Raw genomic sequence first — 18,525 nt, 5'->3', positions numbered from 1 at the left:
TTAATGACCCGTTCACAAAAAGTCGTAAAAAAGTGGTATGCGGTCAGTGGCGCATTGAAATGAACCAAACCTATAGTGAATTTAGTTGTGAATTTGAGGAAGTGCCATAATGCCACAAACAATGAGCAATGCATTTAAGCTGGAATTAAGCAAAATTGAACAAAATGCTTTGATTGAGCTGTACGAAGTGGATATGCGCAGTTTGCAGAACCGACAAGGTGAACAAGGCGAAATTTATCGCTTCTATGCCGGCACAAATGAGCGTTATCAAGACATTGTGTGGCAAGGGCAAACTTATAAAGCCTATCCGATCAAAGCCGGCGGTTTTGAGTTAAACGGCAATGGACCGAGCAATCGCCCGACCTTAACTGTTTCCAATCTGTTAGGATTAATCACCGGCATTGCCGTAGATTTTAATGAAGCGGTAGGGGCAGTGGTGCGGCGACGACAAGTCTATCTGCATTATCTTGATGCTGTCAATTTTCGTGAGGGCAATCCGCACGCGGATCCAACACAAGAACTGGTCAGCCTTTATATCATTGAACAGTTAAGCAGTTTAAAACAGGATGTTGCCACCTTTACGCTAGCGTTGCCGACCGAAACCGACAATGCTTATCTGCCGGCAAGAATGATGATGGCAGACACCTGCGCGTGGATTTATCGTTCCAGTGAGTGCGGTTATAACGGTGCGCCGGTGGCGGATGAAAAGGATATGCCGACCGGCGACCCGAAAAAGGACAAATGCAGCCGTTGTTTAACCGGCTGCAAAATGCGAAATAACACCCTGAATTTCGGAGGTTTCCCGAGTATTAATAAGGTGGGTTAATCTTCAGAAGATTTTTTCAAGGAGTATGTGCTTCTTAAACCGTCGATGTGTTCATTTAATTGATGAGGAATATTTTGTCGCATTGGATCTAAAATAAAATCAACACCTTCACGTCTTGCTAATTTGGCAGCAGGAACAAAATCAGAGTCTCCGGCAATTAACACAATTTGATCAACTTGTTGTTTTAACGCTAGTGTAGTGATGTCGATCCCGATTCTCATATCTACACCTTTTTGACGGGTATTGATGATAACTTCTTCTTCAGTCAAAGGCTGTTGAGTTAAATCGCGTTGCCCTTTTAAAATTTGTTGTTCAATTTGAGGCTTAATCACCCATTCTGCTGCTTTAGAAAGATCACCAAGTCGTAATGCGACTTTACGCTTTTTCAATAAGAACTGGTGTAAATTAAGTCTAAATTTTGCTTCATCGGATTTAGAAAAATCTATTGCCTTTTTACTAATAGGATTGTGCATTTTCTTTTCTAAGGGCGGGCAATCATAGAAAAAGATTCTATACAATTCTCTTTTTTGTGTTTTATCAGATAAGTGTAGCATTGCACAGCGTACGGCAAGATCAGCAATACGTTGGGCATTGAAGTAGTTATCAGGTTCAAAATGTCTGATACGTTTAATGAAATAAGCTCCATCAATCAAAATAGCGGTAGACATAAATTCTCTCTAATAGATAAAAGAAAACCCTGAGGGTCGGCATAATGTCTGGATAAGTGACAATAGCGTACTGCTGCAGGGTTGGATTGAATGGAAGTATAGAGATGATGAGGTGGGTTGTCAATTTAAAATTTAGGAAAATCTTATGTTTTTAAATAAGTTATTATTTGTCAAGGGGTTATCACAAGAAGGAAGATATCAATAATGCTAAATACACAACTCCTCACTTACGCCAAAACACAACAACCGCACGAAATGTGCGGTTTTGTCGTTTTTGAGGGCAAGCAACAACGCTTTTTGCCTTGTCGCAATGTGGCGGACGATCCGGAAAACTTTTTCGAGATTGCCGCAGAAGATTATATAAATGCCAATCATTATGACGGCATTGTTGCCATTGTGCACTCTCATCCGAACGGTGCGCCGGTTTTATCCACTGCTGACCGACAAATGCAGCTACAGCCCGGTTTGGATTGGTGGTTGGTTTGCAATGAAAGCGTGCATAAATTCCGTTATATCAAGCCGCTGTTAGGGCGTGAGTTTGTTCACGGTGAAAGCGATTGTTATAGCCTATTTCGTGATGCCTATATGTTGTCGGGCGTGGATTTCCCTGATTTCGCACGCGCGGACGACTGGTGGCACGAGGGAGGCAATCTTTATCTGGACAATATGGCCACACACGGCTTTGAGCAGGTGGACGAACCGCAACTTGGTGATGTGATTTTAATGCAAGTGGGGGCGGATGTGCCGAATCACGCCGCGATTTATGTTGGCGACAACTGGGTGCTACATCACAGCCCACAACGCTTATCAAAACGGGATTTATACGATGGTTATTGGCTTAAACATACACACAGCATTTGGAGATACCAACAATGGCAACAATTAGACTTTACGGGCATCTTAAACGATTTGGCGATAAGTTCGATGTAGATGTTAATGATACTGCTGAGGCTATTAGAGCATTGTGTTGTCAATTACAAGGCTTTCGCCAAGCCTTACAGCAAGGGTATTACAAAGTGCGGATTGGTGAACATCTGGTCACCACCGCAACGCTGGAAAAAGATATGCTCTACAAATTAAACGATAACGCCGTGGTGCATCTTACGCCGGTGATTAAAGGGGCGAAAAGTGGCGGTATTTTCAGTGCAGTGTTAGGTGTTGCCTTGATCGGTTTGGCATTCTGGAACCCGTTAGGCTGGGCAGCGGTTGGCGGAACCGGATTATTAGCCGGTGCGGCACAAATGCCATTAATGTTAGGTGCGGCAATGTTGTTGGGCGGTATTTCACAAATGTTAGCCCCTCAACCGAAAATGGGCAGTGTCGGCACGGAGCAGGAGAAAAAGCAATCCACCTCGTTTAGCAATTTGGGTAATTTGTCGGCACAAGGGCGACCGGTGCCGTTAGCTTATGGGGAAATTTTAACCGGCTCACTCATCATTTCACAGGGGATTGAAACCTACAATGTGAATGAAGAGATGAAAAAGAAAACCGAACCGAAGAAAGGCAAATTTAGAAAAGGATAATTAAGATGGGAAAAGGTGGCGGTGGCGGACATACGCCGTATGAAGCACCGGAAAGCGGTCGCTCAAAACAACGGATTAAAATTGTTGAAGTGATTTCCGAAGGAGAAATTCAAGGCTTAAAAGACAATGTCAAATCGATCTATCTAGATAAAACGCCGATACAGAACGCTAATGGCAGTTACAACTTTAAAAATATGGAGTTGCAAGGCACAATCGGTTCGCAAGATCAAGCGATTATGCGAGGTTTCAACACCTCAGAACGTGAAATTGGGGTTGGTGCTGAAGTGAAGCAAACGACCGCACTGACTCGCACGGTGACCGATGCCAAAGTCACAAGGTTGCGTTTAACGCTTGGTGTACGCAGCTTGTTTCAACAAAAAGATAACGGCGACACCGTGGCGGCGAGTGTGGATTTAGTGGTCACGGTTGGCAATTAGCAATATCCGGTCAATTTTAACGGCAAATACAGCAGCCAATATTTACGTCAAATGGTGATCGACAATCTGCCAGAAGTGCCGTTTCAAATCAAAGTGGAGCGATTAACTGCCGACAGCGAAAAACAGCGGTTACAGAATGCGACCATTTGGTCAAGCTACACCGAAATTATCGATACCGAATTTGCCTATCCGAACACCGCACTTGCCGGCATTATGTTTGATTCAGAGTATTTTTCCAACATTCCACAGCGGAATTACTTGGTGCGTGGCATTAAAGTGAAAGTGCCAAACAATTACAACCCGATTGACCGCAGTTATAACGGCTTATGGGATGGGCGTTTTAAGGTGGCGTGGACGAATAACCCGGCGTGGATTTTTTACGACCTCTTAACCAACAAACGCTACGGAATGGGGCAACGCTTAGGCGATTTTAACGTGGATAAATGGGCGTTGTATGCGATTGCGCAATATTGCGATGTGTTGGTGCCGGACGGCTTTGGCGGCACAGAGCCACGAATGACCTGCAACTGTTGGCTGACAGAACAGCGACAAGCCTATGATTTAATCAACGATCTCGCTTCCATTTTCCAGGCGATGCCGGTGTGGAACGGACAGCAACTGACTGCCATTCAAGACCGACCAGCTGACCCAGTGTGGACTTACACCAATGCCAATGTGGTCAACGGCGAATTTGAGCGCAGCTACTCCGCGTTAAAAGCACGGCATAACATTATCCACGTGGAATATCTCGATAAAAACGATTTTTACGAGAAAAAAATTGAGTATGTGTCGGACGATGAGGCGGTGAAACGTTACGGTGCGAATGTGAAAAAGGTGACAGCCTTTGGTTGCACTTCTCGTGGGCAAGCCTACTGTAGTGGTACACTAATTTTGCAGTCCTCAATAGGTGGTAAACTATCACAAAAAGAGGATATTAAAATGAAAAGAACATTTAGCTCAGATTACAAAGTCGCCGCAGTAAAATTAGTCACCGAGCAAGGTTATTCCGTTGCCCAAGCCTGTTTAGAATTAGGGATAGGCGAAACGGCCTTACGTCGTTGGATAAAACAAGTCCAAGCCGAAAAACAAGGCTATGTCTTACCGGGGACGAAGCCACTGTCGCCGGAGCAACAACGGATACGAGAACTTGAACAACGGATTAAAATTCTCGAAGAGGATAAAGAAATCCTAAAAAAGGCTACAGCGATTTTCATGTCACTCGAGCGCAACGCTACCAAGCGGTAAAGACATTAAAATCGTATGGAATAAAACGTGTTTGTGCGTTATTTGCGCTTTCAGAGCGGACATATTATGCGAAGAGAAAGCGCCAAGCTAAGCCAAATAACCATTTCGGTTTGGCGGTAGAGATAAAGGCGTTATTTGAGGAAAGTCGAGGTTCCGCAGGGAAGCGAACTTTAAAGGCGAGACTAAAAAGTCAGGGGATTGAGGTCGGATTAGCCTTAATTCGAAAATTGATGAAACAACAGGGATTAGTCAGTAAACAGCCACAAAAACGTTGGCGTCCTGGCACCTCAGAGAAAGCGTCCACATTGTTTAATAATGTATTAAATCGGCAATTTAATCCGTTCTCAGAGACAACGGTGTTATGTGGTGATACCACCTATGTGAAAGTACTGGGGGAATGGCATTATTTAGCGATAGTGATGAATTTAGCACACCGTCAAGTCGTGGGTTGGCGATTGCAGAAACAGCATGATGCAACGTTAGTGATTGATGCATTAAATCATGCGATGTTGACAACGAAAAGAACGGAGAGGATGTTGTTTCATTCAGACCAAGGCAGTATTTATGGAAGTGAGGCATTTATCCAGTGTGTCAAACAACATGGTTTGATACAAAGTATGAGTCGTCGAGGGAATTGTTGGGATAATGCGCCGATGGAGCGTTGGTTTAGAAGTTTTAAATATGAATGGATGTTAAAAGACGGTTATTCTTCATTAGAAGAAGCTAAGGAAGATATTAAGCGTTATGTGTTTTACTATAACAGAGTGAGACCGCATAGCTATAATCAAGGATTGCCGCCAATTTTAGCGAAAAAAAACTATCAAGGACTGCTAATTTAGTGGATCACTACACTTAGTACTCGCGCTTTTCAAAAATACATGAGGGTATCTTTTTACCTGCTGTTGTTTTAGACGCATATTTTCTAAAACTGCATCAGAAAAATTACCTCTTGCTTTCATCCGCTTTTCAGCTCGTTTTAATGCACTATTACCCTTATGTTGGATTCTTTGGTAACGAACAGCAGTTGTTTTTTCAGGAACAGGAGTAATTGTATTGATTATAAAATAATCTTGTAATGGATCTAACTGTAATGCAATAAAATCTAAATCCATTTCAGTACCGAAAAGGCGAATTTTCCAGCCTAAACCATAATTTTGCTGATATTGTGGAAAGCCTATTCCTATCCTGCCATCAAAAAATGGCAGGAGTTGATGTAGTGTTTGCATCGCATAAGCCATCACATCAGAATGTTTGATTTCAAGCTGTGGAATGGCCTCTAGCTCAATATAGTGTGTGAGTTGACTCATATCTACTCCTTACCACTTGCACCGAATACACCACCACGAATTAGAACACTAATAACATAATATTGCTGTTCCAAACTAGGTGCTTCTCCATTTAAGATCCAGTTATCAAATAGGGAATAGAAATCCATTTTTTGTTTAGGTTGACGGAAAGCTTTTCCCAGATTAGTTACTGCACCATAAGGTTCAGCTGGAATAGGGAATTGTGCGTTATTATCATACCAAGTATCAATGGTACGAATTGCATTGCCAATTTTTTGTGAGTGCATTCCAGCAATACCATTTACTTGATACAGAATCTTACTTTTTCTATTGTTTGAATTATCAAGCACTAACTCTTGTGAAGGATAGACCTCTTGTCCTTCACCAACTTTTACTTCAGCCTCTACTTTAATTAGAATAAATTGTTCACCTTTAAATCCTTTCTCAATATAGTCAATAAGTTTGGTTAATTGTGGATCTTGATAACTAAAGTTATTTAAGGAAAGCTGCTTCACATCAGTAAATTCAAGGATTTCATCATCTATGGTGACAGAAATTTTAATATGCTCTGCTCCCATTCGATTACGCCATAACCAGCGACCATTGATAATGTTATAAGCATAACGATAGGATAATTCTTTGGTACCAATTTTTTCCAAATAGTCTTGTATGGTTGTTTCAAGCGCAGTCTGATATTCAGGATTATTACAAACATTTGGTTTACCTGCGAAAGGAAGCACTTTACAGCTCCATTGTACAACCAGTGTATCTTTAGTGTGATCTAAAGCAGCAACATTAACAGTTTGTAAATTAGGTTTATCAATTTCAGCATCTAATTTTGTTGGATCATTAGAAATTGCATTTTTAAGACGGTTAGAAATTGTGCCTCTTACGGCTTTTTCAGTAATTTTTACAGGAAATAATTGATTAGATGATGCCGATTTTTGGAAAAATATAGCATCAGAAATATCTAGACGACGTTCAAAAGCAAGAACAGTAGCGGTAATAAGTTTGGTCATTGTGCTTCTCCTTGAGTGAATAAAAATAAATTCTCTTGTGTATGGGTATAACGCCAGAAATATTGGCTAAATCTTTCTTTAAGATGATAAGGAAATACCCATTGTCCTAAACCATAAATAACTTCAACGTATTGATTTGGGTAATGTGGGGATCGGCTATGTTGTAGTTCTCCTGCCTCAAATTTAGGGTAGATACCTTGATAACCGATAGGAATAGGAACTAACCAACCACGTTCTTGTTTGGCACTATGTACATTCCATTCTGTATTTTTTTCTGATTGAGTTGGAATATGATACAAGCACGCTATTTCAAGTAACGCATCTAATGCAGTCGCATTTGGATTAGCAGTATAAAAAGATGAAAGTGGCTGATTTTGTTCATCTTTCATCATTGTCACTTCATCATTGACAATATGATGTTTGATACCAGTTTGTAATTCTTTAGTAATGGCTAATAGATGCTTATTGGCATCGATTAATACAAATGCAGGTTGGATACTGCGTAAAATGTGATCGCTGGCTGAAGGTTTAAATAGTTCAACAGTAGGAATTTCTAGTACACTTCTACCTGCGATTCTTTGTTGTGCTAATAATTGTGCAAGATAATTGGTAAATTCAGCTGCTTTGTCAGGCTTAGCCAGTGTGTCTTGAAAGTCTTGGGTTGTCATAACCTCTACAACTAAATGAATATCTAAATGGATTTTTCCTTCTTCAATAATAGGCGCATTATTACCATCTTTCTTTAATGGATTTCGAGATTGATTAAAGGTGTAATCTGTATATCGGTGTGAGCGATAAGCTTGTAATTCATAATGATGACAAGCAATTAATACTCCATTTAATGATACTTCTGGATAACAGCTTTGCATTTTTCTGCTTAAGTTATGAATCGCTCCAACAAAACCATTGATTGCAGGAAAGCCATAAGTTAATGGACTGGAAATAGCATTTGCTTGATGAATTTTGATATGTTTAAACAGGAGATAAAAATTTGCTTCTGACATAAAAACTCCTAGTGTTGTTGCTGTTTTAATTTGCGTTTAAAGATTCTACGCCATTCATTAAATTCAGGGACAGAGAAGTCGGAGGCAATTCTTTTAAAACGCTGCTTGAGATGATGATTGACCCAACCTGCAAATTGTTTAGCGACTTCATTGTGCCAATCCTCTTTTTCTTGTTCCGATTTAAACTTTTCTTCACACTCAAGTTCTCCTCGTTCAGGATCTAACCAATATTTCTGGTTAATGTTCATAAATTGATAATCTTTACTCCAACCTGGAAGACGTTGCTGGTAAAGTTTGGCTATACTGAAGATTGCTTCAATCATTTGGGTTATGGCTTCTTTCCGTTTATCTCGTTCGGTATAAATATTTTTTTCTGCTAATACGACTTCAAATAAATGATCAAAGAAAGGCTTACATTGCCAATAGAGATCATTGTCAAAAATCGTATTGTTCGTAGATTTATATGATGAGGAAAAAATAGGTGGTAAAGAAGGGAGTAGGTAATGTTTGCCGCCTTGTTGATTATTCAATTGAGAAATGTTCTGTGGTTTGGATGAGCCTAATTTAATAATCGCTAAATCATTGATTGTGGCATAACGTTGTTGAATAACTTCATCGTTGTCTTTTTTACGATTTTCTTTGGCAATTTTAGTTTCTTCGGAGAAGCGTAATTGTTGGATTTTATTATAAACAGTATGTGTCAAGACAGTTGGATATAAAGGGATAAGACAATAATAGTGATCGGAAGTTATTTTTTCAGGCTCAGTTGGTCAGAGTAGTTGTTTATTTCTTTCATAAGTTATGGGTTCTGTGATGTCATTTAGTAATACCTTTTGAAATTGATGTTTGTAAAAATCAGATAGTTGTTCATCTGAGGAAAAAGCCTTTTTTAATAAAGGCGAATCTATCAATAAAAGATCTCGTAATCGTAAATTCTCTTTTTCATCAATAATCATATTTAAAAATGCGGCTAAAGGTAGGGCACCAGCATTTCCACTTGCATCAAGAATATTTTTCGAAACAAGTTGTGATCCAACAAATTGGTGTAACATGGTTTGTCTAAAATTGACATTATTTCCTTTTGAATCTGGGTGAATAGGTTTAGAGAGATGAGCAGAAAAGGAGATTTGTTTTGCCATCCGATTAGCGGCGTCATTAAGCCAGTTTTCAGGTAAATATTTTTGCTGTATTTCTTGTATTTTCTGCTCTATTTCGGCGATTTCAGTTGGGGAAGTAGCTTTGGCAAGTTTTTTTGCGTTCATTTTCTATCTTTTTGGTAGATAAATCTGTTAGATAGGTATGAATAAGATTACTTAACATAGAGAACCTCTTAAGTGAATGATGATGTTCTATATTTCGCATTATATACGCTTTTTTATTTTTAGCAACTTTATAAAAGTCAAAAAATAAATTAATCATGGTTTTTATATATCTAATAAACTAGATTGAAAATAATTAGTTCTTTAATTAGTATAGATTTTCTGTTCCATGTAATAGAAGTATTTTTATTAATAAGAATAGCCTTTCTATCGTACAGATAGTTTAGAAAATGATCAATTTTTTATTGGTTCCTTACTACTGAACAAGTAGTCCTTACTCAAGGAGGCAATTAAGTAAAATTAATTGCCTCCTTTTTTCTCTATATTCTATGTCTTTACTGTTTTTTCTTGTTAACTCTAGCCTTCTCACCGCTTGTTATTATTCATATAGATTTGATGATATTTCATTTCTCTTTGTTAAAAAATCAGCAGATAAATTAGGTTTTATATATTAATGATAATAATTCGCAAAATGATCTTGAAAAAAGATTTTATTTTAATAATAATAGTTCGCGTTTGTTAAAACAGGAACTAATCATAATTGATACTTAAACCTAAGGAGCGACTTAACAATGAAGAAAACAACATTTGTATTATTACCGCTAGCAGCATTTATCAGTGGAATAGCCATTGCAGATGATGCTAATAATTTAGATGCGATAGAAGTGGTTAGTGATAACCTTTCACCCCAAAAAGCGAGTTTATCCGCAGGGAGTTTAGCTAAAGTTCGTCAAGCAACAACTACTGCGGATATTTTACGTTCTGTACCTGGTGTGAATGTAAATGGTGCACGTTCTGTAATACAACGTTATAGCATTCGTGGGGTGAGTGAAGAATATTTAGCTGTTACAGTCGATGGTGCAAGACAAAATGGTTATGCATTCCACCATGCAGGAAATTATGGGATTGATCCTGATATTTTGAAGCGTGTTAATGTGGATGTGGGGTCAAACTCAGTTGTAACAGGTGCAGGTTCATTAGGTGGAGCGATCCGTTTTGAAACCGTGGATGCTGCGGATTTACTTGCTGATGGCGAGAATTTTGGCGCTAAAGTTAAATGGGGATATGGTACAAATGCCGATTCAAATCAAGCAGCAACAACACTTTATGGTCGTTCTGGTGGTTTAGATGTATTAGGTTATTTTAATTATCGTCACCAAGAAGATGGAGAAGATGCAGAAGGTGTGAAGAATGCCAATAAAGGTAAACTTTCCAACTATTTGTTCAAAGTTAAATATAACATCAACGATGAGCAGTGGGTGAAAGCTTCCGCAGAACGTTATGATAATAGTTCATTAAGCTGTCAAAAAGCGAATTTTGGTTGTGCAGAAACTGATCCAAAAGGCATTGCTGGTATTTTACGTAAAACTTATACATTAGGATATGGATTTACACCAAAAGATAATCCTTATGTAAACATCAAAGCGAATGTATATAACACTTCAACAGTAGTTTCTATGAACGGTACTAAAATGTCAAAAATCAGTACTGTAGGCGGCACATTATCTAATATTTCAGAAGTAGATTTAGGCAGTACACATCATAGTATTACCGTAGGTGGTGAATATTATAGTACTAAATCACAAGCATTAAATTCTGCACAAAATAACTATCAAACAAAAGTAAACAGTAGTTCTGTTTACCTTGAAGATAAGATCGCAGTGGGTGATTTCTTAATTACACCAGGTGTTCGTTATGATTATTATCAAGCTGACTTAGATAAGAATTTTGATAAGAGTTATCAACGTTTTTCTAAAGCATTGGGCTTAAAATATTTATTAACAGAAGATTTAGCATTATTTGCTAATTATACAGAAATCTTCAAAGGACCAGATGCTGGTGAAATTGTTTTACGTGGTTCTCGTAGTTATAGTCCAACACTAGAAGCAATTCGTGGTAATAATAAAGAAGTCGGATTTAGTTTTGCAAGACCTAATATTTTAGGTAATGATGATTTCTCATTAACTGCAAAATATTTCCATACTAAATATAACCATTTCAATACCAACGCTACTACAGAACGTGGTAGTAGTTACCAAGATATTGGCGAAGTATTAGTAAAAGGGGTTGAAGTTTCAACCAGCTATCGTATTGAGAATTTTTCTATTTCTGCTGGATATGCAAGAGCTAGAAGTGAACAACTTGATACCTTCTTAGGTTTTGATAATTTAACTGCCCTGCCAGATACTGGCGATAAATATACATTAGGACTAAGTTATTTTGTGCCTGATTATGGGTTAGAGTTTGGTTGGAATACAATTTGGGTGAAAGGTATCACTGTGGATACAGCATCTATTGATAGAACTACGCATAGAGCGAAGAAAGATTCATCATATAAAGAAAGTTATTCCGTTAGTAACCTTTATGCAAGTTGGTCACCAAAACAATTGCCAACTCTAGAGTTAACTGCTGGTGTCGATAATATTTTTAATAAGGCTTATAAAGATCAAGCGACAAAATATTATGGTGCAGCAGATAACGAACTTGGACGTAATTATAAATTCACCATTTCATATAAATTCTAATTTATTCTCTGTGTAAGTGTAATATAAGGTGTGTTGATCCACGCCTTATATTTCTTTGTTTTTTAAGGAAATAAGATGGATAACCTATTTAATTTTTTACAGCAGTATATTGATTACATTATTTTAGGCTTATTAGCTTTAATGAGTTTTGTGATGGTGTGGATGGTGATTGAGCGTATTTTTTTTCTCAATAAAATTGATATTAAAAAGTATCAAAATATCCATGATTTAGAAATTGATCTGACTCGCCATCTTACGATTATCTCTTCTATTGGCGCTAATGCACCCTATGTTGGTTTGTTAGGGACTGTAATTGGGATTTTATTAACTTTTTATCAATTAGGGCAATCTGGCGGAGATATTGATGCAAGTGCAATTATGTTACACCTTTCATTAGCACTAAAAGCAACTGCAGTGGGGATTTTAGTCGCTATTCCATCAATGATGTTCTACAACGGATTAGGCAGAAAGGTAGAAGTGAAACGTTTACAGTGGAAATCTTTGCAAACTCATCAATAGTATAGGCAGTCAATTATGAAAAAATTTGATGAAATTAATATTATTCCTTTTATAGACATTATGTTGGTGTTATTGGCAATAGTATTAATTACAGCGTCTTTTATTTCACAGGGAAAGATTAAAGTCAATGTGCCGAAAGCAAGTAGTACAGTGGCATTTAAGTCTGATGAATTAGCCAAATTATTAACTGTGACTAAAGATGGGCAACTCTATTTTAATGACAAACCGATCGATAAAGCAGCGTTAGAAAAAGAAGTCGCAACTTGGGATAAAACACAAAAAGTAACACTTAAAGTAGATTCTGAAGCAACATTTCAAGAGTTTGTTACTATTACCGATTTATTAGGTAAAAATGAAATTAAAAATGTAGCAATTGTGACAACAAAAGAGAAAGGAGCAAACTAGTGCCTAAGCATTACACTAAGCCGGCATTTTATGTGACAATTTCTATTTATAGTGCTTTATTTGCAGGCGCTGTTTGGTCGTTTGATCATGATCAGACAGCGAACAGCGTTAGTGGGGAGCTCTCACCAACAATTTCAATGGAACTATTGACAGCAAATGTTGTTGCAGAAGAAAAAGTAGAGCCTGATCCGATAGAAGAAACTGTAAAACCTGAACCAAAACCAGAACCAGAACCGAAAAAAGAGATAATTCCCGATCCCACTACCAAACAGGTTATGGAAAAACCTAAAAAAGAGGTAGAACAGCCTAAAAAAGTGGAAAAGCGAAAACATCACAAACGTGAGCAGATTAAACGGGAATATCAACGAAAACCTCAGCCGCAAATACAGTCTAAAGCACAGGGTGCACCTGTTACTACACAGCAACTAAATTTACAAGGGCAAGGTGCAAGTAGTGATGAATTAGCTGCCTATCGTTCTGCATTACGCAGAGAAATCGAGAAACATAAACGCTATTCTCAACGCGCGAGAATGTTACGTCGTCAAGGGACAGTTGTTGTTGAATTTAGTTTGATGACAGATGGCTCGATTCAAAATGTACGATTACATCGTTCTTCTGGGTATGAGGAGTTAGATCAATTAGCGTTAGATGCTGTGGCCCAAGCGAAAAGTGTTGGAGCTAGACCTGTTGGTTTATCAGCAGAACAGAAGATTCCAATTAAATTTATGTTACGTTAATTAGTTTTTCTTATTTTTATTTTTCAGTTTATCCCACATTTTGTCTTCTTGTCCTCGCCATAACCGTTGAATATTATCATGATGACGATAGATAAGAAGACAGCAAACTAATGCAGTCGGAAAGGTAAATTCAGGTCGAAACCACCATACATAAAAAGGAATGGTTAATGCCGCAATGACAGCACTTAATGAGGAATAACCAGTTACTAAAAAGACACATAACCAAACCCCCAACATAAAACCAGCGACTGACCAACCAATAGGGGCGATAGCACCAAATGCCGTTGCAACGCCTTTTCCACCACGAAAACGATAATAGATTGGGAAAATATGCCCTAAACACGCACCTAACGCCACCATACCAAGCTCAAATTGTGTAAGGTGTAAATAGTAGCCAAGCCATACAGGCAGCATACCTTTTAAAATATCAAAGATTAAAACGAATAAAGCAGGGAGTCGCCCACCAATACGTAATACATTAGTTGCTCCTGGATTGTGAGAACCATTTTCACGAGGATCGGGGAGTTGGAAAAGTTTACAGAGAATAATTGCGCTAGAAATTGAACCAATAAAATAGGCAATCAACATATAACAAATAGCAAATAAACTCATAGAATTTTCCTTTTTACGCATTTTAGCTTTCGTGTATTGTATCAAAATTGATAAGATAAGCATCTGAATTTCTGATTAAACAAGGAAAAAACATCAATGTCGCAAGAGTATATTTTTATTGAAGAATTAACGGCATTTACACAAATTGGCGTTTATGATTGGGAACAAAAAATTAAGCAGAAGCTGATCTTTGATCTTGAGATGACTTGGGATAGTGAGCAAGCTGCGAAGACAGACGATGTCCAATATTGTTTAAATTATGCAGAAGTGAGCGAATTTATCCTAAATTATGTTGAAAAACGTGCTTTTTTATTAATTGAGCGTGTAGCCTATGAAGTCATTGAGCAATTACATCAACATTTTCAGATTAAACATATTCGTTTGAAATTAAGAAAGCCGGATGCAGTTGCACAAGCAAAATCTGTAGGGATTGTTGTAGAGAAAACTTTTCAGTAGAGAAAAAGTAAAGGGAAAGTGTTGTAACCACTTTCCCATTTTTAGATTATTCAAATTTAATATCGGCACGATTTAATAAGAATTGTACTAATAAGGAAACTGGACGACCAGTCGCTCCTTTATTCGCACCTTGTTGCCAAGCAGTTCCTGCAATATCTAAATGCGCCCAATTATATTTTTTGGTGAAGTTTGCTAAGAAACACGCGGCGGTGACAGCGCCTCCCCAGCGCCCACCTACATTAGCTAAATCGGCAAAGTTAGATTTTAACAACTCATTATATTCATCATTCATCGGTAAACGCCACGCCTTATCAGTAGAAAGATCTGCAGCATTTTGAAGCTCATTGGCTAAGGTATTGACTGGTGAGAATAAGCCACTATTGACACTACCTAAGGCAACAACGCAAGCGCCAGTCAAGGTTGCAATATCAATCACAGTTTCTGGTTCAAAGCATTCAACATAAGTCAAGGCATCACATAATACTAAACGCCCTTCAGCATCTGTATTTAATACTTCAACTGTTAAACCAGACATGGTAGTTAAAATATCTCCTGGGCGATAAGCATTGCCTCCAGGCATATTTTCACAACCTGCTAAAACACCAATAATGTTGAGTGGTAAATTTAATTCAGCAACAGCTTTCATCACACCATAAACTGTTGCCGCACCACACATATCATATTTCATTTCGTCCATACCCGCAGCTGGCTTAATTGATATACCACCAGAGTCAAAAGTAAGCCCTTTACCGACTAATACAATCGGTTTTGCATTTGGATCAGGGTTATTCTTAAATTCAATAATCGACATAAAGGCTTCATTGCGTGCACCTTGAGAAACGGCTAAATAGGATTTCATTCCTAATTTTTCCATTTGTTGTTCATCAACAACGTGACTTTGAATGGACGAATAGGATTGTGCTAACTCAATGGCTTTATCTGCAAGGTGACGGGGTGTACAAATATTTGGTGGAGTATTGGCTAAATCTTTAGTTGCTTTAATACCTGCACTGATTGCTACTGCGTGTTGAATAGCACTTTCCGCTAAAGGTAATTCACGACGAGAAGGAACATTAAAGACGATTTTACGCAATTCGCGTCGAGTTTCAGGTTTAATACTCTTAAAGTCATTAAAACTATAAAGTGTTTCTTGCGCTGCTTCGACAGCAAAACGAACATTCCAATAGGTGTTGCGTCCTTTGATATGTAAACCTGTCAAATAACAAACAGCTTCCATTGAGCCAGTGTCATTTAACACTTTTACTGTTTGTTGGATAATTTGTTTATATTGACGATCATTTAATTCTCGCTCTTTACCACAACCAACAAGAAGAATGCGATCGGCAGAGATATTTGGTACATGGTGTAGTAGTAAGGTTTGTCCAACCTTTCCTTCAATATCGCCACGTCGTAATAATGCACTGATATAGCCTTCACTAATCATATCTAACTGTTCAGCAGAACTAGAAAGACGACGAGGTTCAAATACACCAACGACTAAGCAAGCGGTGCGCTGTTTTTCAATACTGCCATTTTTGACGCTAAATTCCATATTCACATCCTTAATTATGATTTCTATTGTTGTTAGGCATTGAAACAAGGTATTATATGCCGCTGTAAATTATGTTTTATGGGAAAAAACATAACGACGCCATCTAGATAAAATGGTCTTTTAAAGTATCGTTTTTTGTAAAAAAATCAAGTAAAAATAGAGAGAAAACATAGGCCAAACGACGTGATTTTAACAAAATATCTAATTAGAGAAACATTAAAGAGCCAATTGGCTATTTTATTCATTTTACTCGTCATTTTTTTAGCACAGCAGCTTGTGCGAGTTCTTGGTTCAGCCGTTAATGGAAATGTGCCTGTTGATGTGATTTTACCGCTATTAGGATTAGGTATGCCGACCATGGCACAATTAATGTTGCCATTAAGTCTATTCTTAGCGTTATTGCTCACATTAGGGCGTTTATATAGCGAAAGTGAAATTACTGTAATGCAGGCGTGTGGAATTGGGCCAGAAGCACTGATTAAAGTTGGTATTTTGCTTTCGGTAATTACCGCCAGTGTTGCTGCGTATAATTCACTATATTTAACCCCATGGGCATTAAAAAAACAGGTAGATGTGGTTGAAAATGCAAAAGCAAATCCAAGTGTATCCGCGATTACTCCGGGACAATTTATTACTTCAAGTAAGGGGGATTTTGTTCTATTTGTTGAGAAAGTAAAAGGAGATGAACTCTCGGATATTTATCTCTTCCAAACAAAACAAGTGGGGAAAGTCAAACCTTCAGTTGTGGTAGCAGAGCAAGGTACCTTTACGACAGCGGAAGATGGCGGACAAGTATTATCGTTAAAAAATGGTGAGCGTTTTGAGGGAAGTGCCACATTGCCCGAATTTCGGATTACTCACTTTACAGATTACTTAGCGTTTTTAACGTTTAATCAGGTACAAAATAATGAAACCGATTTAGATATGCAAGATAGTCATACCTTGCTAGCAGATTCTTCAGCAAAAGCGAAAGCCGAGATTGTTTGGCGGATTAATCTATTTTTGGCTGTCCCTTTAATGATGTTAATTGCGATTCCTTTAAGTAAAGTGAATCCACGCCAAGGTCGTTTTGCTAAAGTGTTGCCTGCACTCTTACTTTATTTAATCTATTTCTTATTACAAAGTTCATTAAAAACTGCGGGAATTAATGGCAAATTAGCTGCTCACCACTGGATGATTGCAGTGAATGTCGCTTTCTTAATACTCGGAATTATTTTGAACTCCACCAGTGTAAGATCTACACTGTTACGTCCATTTAAACGTAATGTAGCAAGAGGTAAATAAGATGTTTAATGCCTTAGATCGTTATATAGGTAGAACTATTTTAGCTACCATTTTTGTTACTTTATTTTTATTGGTTGGCTTATCGGCAATTATCAAATTTGTTGAACAATTTCGTGCTATTGGCGAAGGGAGTTATGATACGTTAAAAGCGGTAGCTTATACGTTATTGACGATTCCAAAAGATATTGAAACCTTTTTCCCAATGGCTGCGCTATTAGGTGCATTAATTGGCTTAGGCACTTTAGCATCTAATAGTGAATTAGTGGTTATGCAAGCTTCAGGTTTTTCTCGTTTCCAAATTGGAATGGCGGTAATGAAGACAGCGATTCCATTGATTGTGTTAAATATGGCATTAGGGGAATGGGGGATTCCACAAACTGAACAGTTTGCTCGGGAAATGCGTTATAAGTCATTAACAGGCGGTTCTTTATTATCGGTAAAAGGTTCTGTTTGGGCTAAAGATGGTAATAATTTTGTTTATATTCAAAATGTGCCAAAAGAGAATGAATTAGAAGGCGTATATATTTATCAATTTGATCAGCAACGTAATTTAGTTAAATTAAGTCAAGCGAATCGTGCGGTTTATCAAAATAATCAGTGGCGTTTTAATCAAGTTTCAGAATCGTTGCTTGATCAAGATAAAGTGACGAATAAAAACTATTTAAACCAAGTGTGGAAAACCAGTATTACTCCCGATAAATTGGGAATTGTGTCGTTGCGTCCAAGTATGTTGTCGATTAGTGGGCTATCAGAATATATTCAATTTCTGAAAAGTACGGGACAAGATACGAAAACATTTGAACTTACTTATTGGCGTAAGATTTTACAGCCAATCTCAATTAGCGTGATGATGCTGTTAGCGTTATCTTTTATTTTTGGGCCATTACGTAGTGTGACGCCGGGTGTACGAGTTGTGACAGGGATTTGTTGTGGTTTTACATTCTATGTGTTAGATGAGGTATTTGGGCCATTAAGCTTAGTTTATAGTATCCCACCTATTATTGGGTCATTAGCACCAAGTGTCTTTTTTGCGGTGATTATTTGGTGGTTAATGGTGCATAAACGGCACTAAGTTAAAGAAAAGACGGCACCGAGAGTGCCGTTTTTT

The 18,525-nt window shown here is 37.9% G+C and carries 18 protein-coding genes and 2 pseudogenes; 13 read left to right on the top strand and 7 right to left on the bottom strand.

Annotated features, from left to right (window positions below; all coding sequences use genetic code 11):
* The first annotated feature begins 109 nt into the window (after positions 1 to 109).
* Positions 110 to 826 carry a phage minor tail protein L gene (locus PF272_RS08945; RefSeq protein WP_039161060.1) on the top strand — a complete coding sequence of 239 codons (717 nt, stop codon included), beginning with the start codon at positions 110 to 112 and terminating at the stop codon, positions 824 to 826.
* Here the strand turns inward: PF272_RS08945 and PF272_RS08940 are convergent.
* Complete coding sequence (locus PF272_RS08940; RefSeq protein WP_039153723.1) at positions 823 to 1,494, bottom strand: NYN domain-containing protein; 672 nt, start codon at positions 1,492 to 1,494, stop codon at positions 823 to 825. The genes PF272_RS08945 and PF272_RS08940 overlap by 4 nt on opposite strands.
* Before the next feature lie 204 nt (positions 1,495 to 1,698).
* Here PF272_RS08940 and PF272_RS08935 point away from each other — a divergent pair, with 204 nt between their 5' ends.
* From PF272_RS08935 to PF272_RS08915, 5 genes and pseudogenes are all read left to right on the top strand, one after another.
* Positions 1,699 to 2,424, top strand: coding sequence for a C40 family peptidase (locus PF272_RS08935; RefSeq protein WP_271142478.1), 726 nt, complete (start codon positions 1,699 to 1,701; stop codon positions 2,422 to 2,424).
* Positions 2,367 to 3,017, top strand: a complete 651-nt coding sequence (locus tag PF272_RS08930) for a tail assembly protein (RefSeq protein WP_271142477.1) — start codon at positions 2,367 to 2,369, stop codon at positions 3,015 to 3,017. Before PF272_RS08935 ends, PF272_RS08930 begins: the two co-directional genes overlap by 58 nt.
* 5 nt (positions 3,018 to 3,022) lie before the next feature.
* Positions 3,023 to 4,354 (top strand): annotated as a pseudogene (locus PF272_RS08925) (TipJ family phage tail tip protein); the annotation flags it as partial.
* A gap of 39 nt (positions 4,355 to 4,393) precedes the next feature.
* Entirely contained in the window at positions 4,394 to 4,699 is a 306-nt protein-coding gene (locus tag PF272_RS08920) for a transposase (protein ID WP_271142480.1), read from the top strand.
* Positions 4,700 to 4,719: 20 nt separating this feature from the next.
* Positions 4,720 to 5,538, top strand: coding sequence for an IS3 family transposase (locus tag PF272_RS08915; RefSeq protein WP_271142479.1), 819 nt, complete (start codon positions 4,720 to 4,722; stop codon positions 5,536 to 5,538).
* On the opposite strand, the gene cas6f is transcribed toward PF272_RS08915, so the two are convergent.
* From cas6f to csy1, 4 genes and pseudogenes are all read right to left on the bottom strand, one after another.
* Positions 5,530 to 6,006 carry a type I-F CRISPR-associated endoribonuclease Cas6/Csy4 gene (gene cas6f / locus PF272_RS08910; protein ID WP_271142476.1) on the bottom strand — a complete coding sequence of 159 codons (477 nt, stop codon included), beginning with the start codon at positions 6,004 to 6,006 and terminating at the stop codon, positions 5,530 to 5,532. The two genes, PF272_RS08915 and cas6f, sit on opposite strands and share 9 nt — an antisense overlap.
* Before the next feature lie 2 nt (positions 6,007 to 6,008).
* Entirely contained in the window at positions 6,009 to 7,004 is a 996-nt protein-coding gene (gene csy3, locus PF272_RS08905; RefSeq protein WP_271142475.1) for a type I-F CRISPR-associated protein Csy3, read from the bottom strand.
* Positions 7,001 to 8,008: a type I-F CRISPR-associated protein Csy2 gene (gene csy2 / locus PF272_RS08900; protein ID WP_271142474.1), complete on the bottom strand. Its 1,008-nt coding sequence runs from the start codon at positions 8,006 to 8,008 to the stop codon at positions 7,001 to 7,003. The genes csy3 and csy2 overlap by 4 nt, the downstream gene beginning before the upstream one ends.
* 8 nt (positions 8,009 to 8,016) lie before the next feature.
* A pseudogene (gene csy1 / locus PF272_RS08895) lies at positions 8,017 to 9,147 on the bottom strand (type I-F CRISPR-associated protein Csy1).
* 752 nt (positions 9,148 to 9,899) lie between these two features.
* Between csy1 and PF272_RS08890 the strand changes: the two are divergent.
* The 4 genes from PF272_RS08890 to PF272_RS08875 all read left to right on the top strand — a co-directional run bounded on the left by PF272_RS08890 (position 9,900) and on the right by PF272_RS08875 (position 13,513).
* A complete protein-coding gene (locus PF272_RS08890; protein ID WP_271142473.1) occupies positions 9,900 to 11,852 on the top strand; it encodes a TonB-dependent receptor domain-containing protein in 1,953 nt (650 codons plus the stop codon).
* A gap of 75 nt (positions 11,853 to 11,927) precedes the next feature.
* The gene (gene exbB, locus PF272_RS08885) at positions 11,928 to 12,371 is read left to right on the top strand and encodes a TonB-system energizer ExbB (protein WP_065234284.1); all 444 of its coding nucleotides are present in this window, start codon (positions 11,928 to 11,930) and stop codon (positions 12,369 to 12,371) included.
* Positions 12,372 to 12,386: 15 nt separating this feature from the next.
* Positions 12,387 to 12,776 carry a TonB system transport protein ExbD gene (exbD, locus tag PF272_RS08880; protein ID WP_065234283.1) on the top strand — a complete coding sequence of 130 codons (390 nt, stop codon included), beginning with the start codon at positions 12,387 to 12,389 and terminating at the stop codon, positions 12,774 to 12,776.
* Entirely contained in the window at positions 12,776 to 13,513 is a 738-nt protein-coding gene (locus tag PF272_RS08875; RefSeq protein ID WP_271142472.1) for an energy transducer TonB, read from the top strand. Before exbD ends, PF272_RS08875 begins: the two co-directional genes overlap by 1 nt.
* Here PF272_RS08875 and plsY read toward each other — a convergent pair whose 3' ends face one another.
* Positions 13,514 to 14,125 (bottom strand): glycerol-3-phosphate 1-O-acyltransferase PlsY, encoded by a 612-nt coding sequence (plsY, locus tag PF272_RS08870; protein WP_065234281.1) that lies wholly within the window; start codon positions 14,123 to 14,125, stop codon positions 13,514 to 13,516.
* A 96-nt stretch (positions 14,126 to 14,221) separates the two neighbouring features.
* On the opposite strand from plsY, the gene folB reads away from it, so the two are divergent.
* The gene (folB, locus tag PF272_RS08865) at positions 14,222 to 14,581 is read left to right on the top strand and encodes a dihydroneopterin aldolase (protein WP_271142471.1); all 360 of its coding nucleotides are present in this window, start codon (positions 14,222 to 14,224) and stop codon (positions 14,579 to 14,581) included.
* Between the two features lie 46 nt (positions 14,582 to 14,627).
* On the opposite strand, the gene pepA is transcribed toward folB, so the two are convergent.
* On the bottom strand, positions 14,628 to 16,133 hold the full coding sequence (pepA, locus tag PF272_RS08860) for a leucyl aminopeptidase (protein ID WP_271142470.1): 1,506 nt from the start codon (positions 16,131 to 16,133) through the stop codon (positions 14,628 to 14,630).
* 183 nt (positions 16,134 to 16,316) lie between these two features.
* Between pepA and lptF the strand changes: the two genes are divergently transcribed.
* Together lptF and lptG are read left to right on the top strand one after the other, a co-directional pair.
* The gene (lptF, locus tag PF272_RS08855; RefSeq protein WP_271142469.1) at positions 16,317 to 17,417 is read left to right on the top strand and encodes an LPS export ABC transporter permease LptF; all 1,101 of its coding nucleotides are present in this window, start codon (positions 16,317 to 16,319) and stop codon (positions 17,415 to 17,417) included.
* A gap of 1 nt (position 17,418) precedes the next feature.
* A complete protein-coding gene (lptG, locus tag PF272_RS08850) occupies positions 17,419 to 18,489 on the top strand; it encodes an LPS export ABC transporter permease LptG (protein WP_271142468.1) in 1,071 nt (356 codons plus the stop codon).
* Positions 18,490 to 18,525 lie beyond the last annotated feature (36 nt).

Source organism: Gallibacterium faecale, assembly GCF_027920745.1.
GTDB classification, from domain to species: domain Bacteria; phylum Pseudomonadota; class Gammaproteobacteria; order Enterobacterales; family Pasteurellaceae; genus Gallibacterium; species Gallibacterium faecale.
This window is presented reverse-complemented; position numbering and strand designations above follow the sequence as displayed.